General features: G+C 68.4%; 5 protein-coding genes. 4 read left to right on the forward strand and 1 reads right to left on the reverse strand.

The genetic code is table 11. The features are described 5' to 3' along the window. On the reverse strand, nucleotides 1-209 hold a 209-nt coding region (locus B4E30_RS09500), incomplete at its 3' end, for a FadR/GntR family transcriptional regulator (RefSeq protein ID WP_286795007.1). 156 nt (nucleotides 210-365) lie between these two features. Here B4E30_RS09500 and B4E30_RS09505 point away from each other — a divergent pair. The 4 genes from B4E30_RS09505 to B4E30_RS09520 all read left to right on the forward strand — a co-directional run. Continuing rightward, nucleotides 366-1,754, forward strand: a complete 1,389-nt coding sequence (locus tag B4E30_RS09505; RefSeq protein WP_071042852.1) for a GntP family permease — start codon at nucleotides 366-368, stop codon at nucleotides 1,752-1,754. A gap of 39 nt (nucleotides 1,755-1,793) precedes the next feature. Beyond that, nucleotides 1,794-2,561 (forward strand): SDR family NAD(P)-dependent oxidoreductase, encoded by a 768-nt coding sequence (locus B4E30_RS09510; RefSeq protein WP_286795010.1) that lies wholly within the window; start codon nucleotides 1,794-1,796, stop codon nucleotides 2,559-2,561. Between the two features lie 16 nt (nucleotides 2,562-2,577). Further along, entirely contained in the window at nucleotides 2,578-3,600 is a 1,023-nt protein-coding gene (locus tag B4E30_RS09515; protein WP_286795012.1) for a zinc-binding dehydrogenase, read from the forward strand. A gap of 333 nt (nucleotides 3,601-3,933) precedes the next feature. Next, nucleotides 3,934-4,214, forward strand: a 281-nt coding sequence (locus tag B4E30_RS09520; RefSeq protein WP_286795014.1) for a 50S ribosomal protein L25, incomplete at its 3' end; no start/stop codon positions are given.

Raw genomic sequence — 4,214 nt, forward strand, 5'->3', positions numbered from 1 at the left:
GCCGGCTGCACGGTGACGCCGACGCGCCGACGCGAGGCGACCATCCCCATGGCCTCCAGCACGCGTACGGCCTCCCGGATGACCGTGCGGGAGACCCCGTACTCATCCTCGAGACCGGCGGCGGTCAGGACCTGCCCGGACGTCAGCTCGCCCGCGGCGATGCGGACGCCGAGGTCGTCGAGCACGTTCGTGTGCGAGGCCTGCGCCACGGCGACTCCAATAAATACGATCTTCTGGTGGTAATAATACGATCTTTGTGTAAGGATCGGGTGTCCTCGCGATGACTTGCGGAGGACGCTCGCATAGTACACGCGGACACCGCACGACTTCGTCGGTGCCCTCGGCATATCAACGGAGATTCACCGATGGAAGATTGGTCCCAGACCCTGGGCACGGCTCCGCTGCTGCTGATCGCAGCCGGCGCGATCGCGCTCATCCTGCTGCTCATCATCGTCTTCAAGGTGCACGCCTTCCTGACGCTGATCATCGTCTCGCTCCTGACGGCCTTCGCCGCGCAGATCCCCGTGAGCGCCATCGCGACGACACTCACCACGGGTCTCGGCGGCACGCTCGGCTCCGTCGCGCTGCTGGTGGCGCTGGGGGCGATGCTCGGCCGTCTGATCGAGCACTCCGGCGGCGCCAAAGCGCTCGCCGACCGGTTCGTCGACATCTTCGGCGAGAAGCGCGCGCCGTTCGCGCTGGGCATCGCCTCGTTGATCCTCGGGTTCCCGATGTTCTTCGACGCCGGCCTCGTCATGATGCTCCCGATCGTCTTCGCGGTGGCCCGCCGCGTGTCCAAGAACAACGTGCTGCTGTTCGGCATCCCGACCGCCGCGGCGTTCTCGGTCATGCACGTGTTCCTGCCCCCGCACCCGGGCCCGGTCACGGCGACCGAGCTCTACGGCGCCAACCTCGGGATCGTGCTGATCGTCGGTCTGATCATCGCCTTCCCCACCTGGTACCTCTCCGGCTACCTCTGGGGAAAGTTCGTCTCGACGCGCATCCCGCTGCCGGTCCCCACCCTCTTCGGTGACATCGACGAGGACCAGCCGGTCAACCCGCCCAAGCCCGGCACGATCGTCGGTCTGCTGCTGCTTCCGATGCTCCTCATCTTCATGAACACCGGCCTGACCACCCTCGCCAGCATCGGTGCCGTCTCGGCCGATGACCTGTGGGTGCAGGTCCTGGTGCTGCTAGGCACCTCGCCCGTCGCCCTGCTCATCACGGTCCTGGTGGCCATGGTCGTGCTCGGAACGCGCCGTGGTGAGAAGGGCACGGCGATCGAGAAGCTGCTCGACTCGGCACTCGGCCCGGTCGCCTCGGTCATCCTCATCACCGGCGCCGGCGGGATGTTCGGCGCCGTGCTGCGCGCATCGGGCATCGGTGAGGCCCTCGCCGACACGCTGAGCGACCTCGGACTGCCGGTCATCGTTGCCGCCTACCTCATCGCGGTCGTCATCCGCCTGGCCCAGGGCTCGGCCACCGTGGCTCTCGTGACCGCGGCTGGTCTGGCCGCCCCGGCGGTGCTCGCGGGTGACTTCAACCCGCTGCAGATCGCCGCGATCGTGCTCGCCACCGCCGCCGGCTCGGTCTTCGCCGGCCACGTCAACGACTCGGGGTTCTGGCTCGTGGGTCGCCTCATGGGAATGGACGTGAAGACGACGCTGAAGACCTGGACGGTTCAGCAGGCGATCGAGTCGGTCACCGCGTTCGTCTTCGTGCTCGCCGTATTCGGCGTCGCGTCGATGGTCTGATCCGCCGAACGCACCCACCCCGACGACCGGAGGAAATCCATGTCCGACATCTTCGACATCTCGGGCCGGCTCGCGCTGGTCACCGGTTCGACGCGCGGCCTCGGGCGCTCGCTCGCCGAAGGCCTGGCGAACGCCGGTGCCCGCGTGATCGTGCACGGCCGAAACGCCGACGCGGCCGCTCGCTCAGCCTCCGAGATCGCCGACGCGTCGGGCCAGCCCGCCGCATCGGTCGCGTTCGACGTGACCGATGCGGCGGGGGTCGAGGAGGGGATCACCGGAATGATCGCCGCACACGGCGTCCCCGACATCCTCGTCAACAATGCCGGCGTGCAGCGCCGCGCTCCGATCCAGGACTTCGCGGTCTCGGACTGGGATGACATCATCGCGGCGAACCTCAACGGCGTCTTCTACGTCTCGCGCTTCGTCGCACCCGCGATGATCGAGCGGGGCTCCGGCAAGATCGTCAACGTCGCGTCGGTCCAGTCGTTCCTCGCACGGCAGACGATCGCGCCGTACTCCGCCTCCAAAGGGGGAGTGGCGCAGCTGACCAAGGGGATGGCCGCCGATCTCGCCCGCCACGGCATCCAGGTCAACGCGCTCTCGCCGGGCTACTTCGCCACCGAGATGAACCGCGACCTCGTGGACGACCCCGCCTTCAGCGGCTGGCTCGCGCAGCGCACGCCCGCCCAGCGCTGGGGCGACTTCTCGGAGCTCGACGGTGCCCTGCGGTTCCTCGTCTCGGACGCCTCGAGCTTCGTCTCGGGGCAGAACATCTTCGTCGACGGCGGAATGACCGCGGTCGTCTGATCGGAAGGAGAGCGATATGCGCGCCGCGTTCATCGACAGCAAGGAGAGCATCCGCATCGCGGAGCTCGAGACCCCGCAGCCGACCGATGATCAGGTGCGCGTGCGCATCGACTACGTCGGCATCTGCGGCAGCGACCTGCACTACTACTTCGACGGGGCCAACGGGGCGTTCGTCGTGCGCGAGCCCCTCATTCCGGGGCACGAGGTGTCCGGCCGCATCGACCACGACCCCACCGGGGAGTGGCAGCCGGGCACGCCGGTGACCGTGCACCCCGCGACCTTCGGCGAGCATCGCGACGACCTCGCCGACTCCCCGCACCTGTGGCCGGGCGGCGCCTACCTCGGGTCGGCCTCAACGTGGCCGCACACCCAGGGCGGCCTGGTGGAGTGCATCCTCGTCGATCGTGAGATGGTCCGCCCGCTGCCGCCGACCCTTCCGGTGCGCCGCGCGGTGCTCGCCGAGCCGCTGGCCGTGGCCCTGCACGGACTGGGGAAGGCCGGCGACGTGCGCGGCAAGAAGGTGCTCGTCACCGGCGTGGGGCCGATCGGTCTGCTCGCGGTGGCCGCCTCGGTCGCCGCGGGGGCCGAGGTGACGGTCACCGACGTGTTCGACGAACCCCTCCAGCGGGCGCTGGCCCTCGGTGCATCCGAAGCTCTGAACGTCACCCGCGACGACGTGCCCGGAAGCGCATACGACGTCGTGCTGGAATGCTCAGGGGTCGCCGCGTCCATCAACACCGCGCTGAAGGCCGCAGCCATCGGCGGCACCGTCGTGCAGGTCGGGATGGTTCCCGATGCCGAACGCCCGCTGAACATCGCCGCCTTCATCTCGAAGGAGCTGCGCTGGTACGGCACCTTCCGCTTCAATGACGAGATCGACCACGCCATCGTGCTCCTCGACGAGAACCCGGGCATCGAAGACGTCGTCACCCACGTCATTCCCGCCGACGACGTCGTTCAGGCGTTCGCCACCGCGCGCGACTCGCGCGCATCCGGCAAGGTCGTCGTCGAGGTGTGGCCCTCGGGTCAGTCCCGGTAGGCCTGGCGCCCCATGCTGAAGAAGGCCAGCACCACGCCCACGCCGCCGATAGCGGCGACGGCGCCCACCACCCAGAGAATGACGTGCGAGGCGAAGCCGTAGTCCATGAAGGGTCCTCCGAGAGAGCTGGATGGGGTGCGTCTTCATCGTACGGGCTGCGCTGGTAGACTCGTCGCTGAACTTCGGCGAGGGATACGCGCATGACGCTGCGGCATCCGTGATCGACGAGGGCGGACAGGCACTTCCTCACGCACTCGCGTTCGAGTCGAACACCCCATACCTCGCTCCTGACGGAGCATCGCAACGGGCCTGTGCCCGCAAGGAGAATCCATCATGTCGACCGAAATCGATGCGAAGGTCCACGCCGAGCTGCGTGAGAACTTCGGCAAGGGCTTCGCCCGCCGCCTGCGTGCCGCCGGCCAGATCCCGGCCGTGATCTACGGCCACGGCACCTCGCCCGTCCACGTCGCGCTGCCCGGCCACCAGGTCTCGCTGCTCGTGCGTCGCGCCAACGCGCTGCTCGAGCTCGACATCGACGGCAAGGACCAGCTGACGCTCGTCAAGGACGTCCAGCGCGACCCGGTTCGTCAGATCATCGAGCACATCGATCTGCT

This window comes from Microbacterium sp. UBA3394, from assembly GCF_002358725.1.
Classification (GTDB): domain Bacteria; phylum Actinomycetota; class Actinomycetes; order Actinomycetales; family Microbacteriaceae; genus Microbacterium; species Microbacterium luteum.

Coding starts and splice junctions, on each gene's coding strand:
- B4E30_RS09515 (WP_286795012.1), top strand. CDS start 2,578: ATGCGCGCCGCGTTCATCGACAGCAAGGAGAGCATCCGCATCGCGGAG.
- B4E30_RS09510 (WP_286795010.1), top strand. CDS start 1,794: ATGTCCGACATCTTCGACATCTCGGGCCGGCTCGCGCTGGTCACCGGT.
- B4E30_RS09505 (WP_071042852.1), top strand. CDS start 366: ATGGAAGATTGGTCCCAGACCCTGGGCACGGCTCCGCTGCTGCTGATC.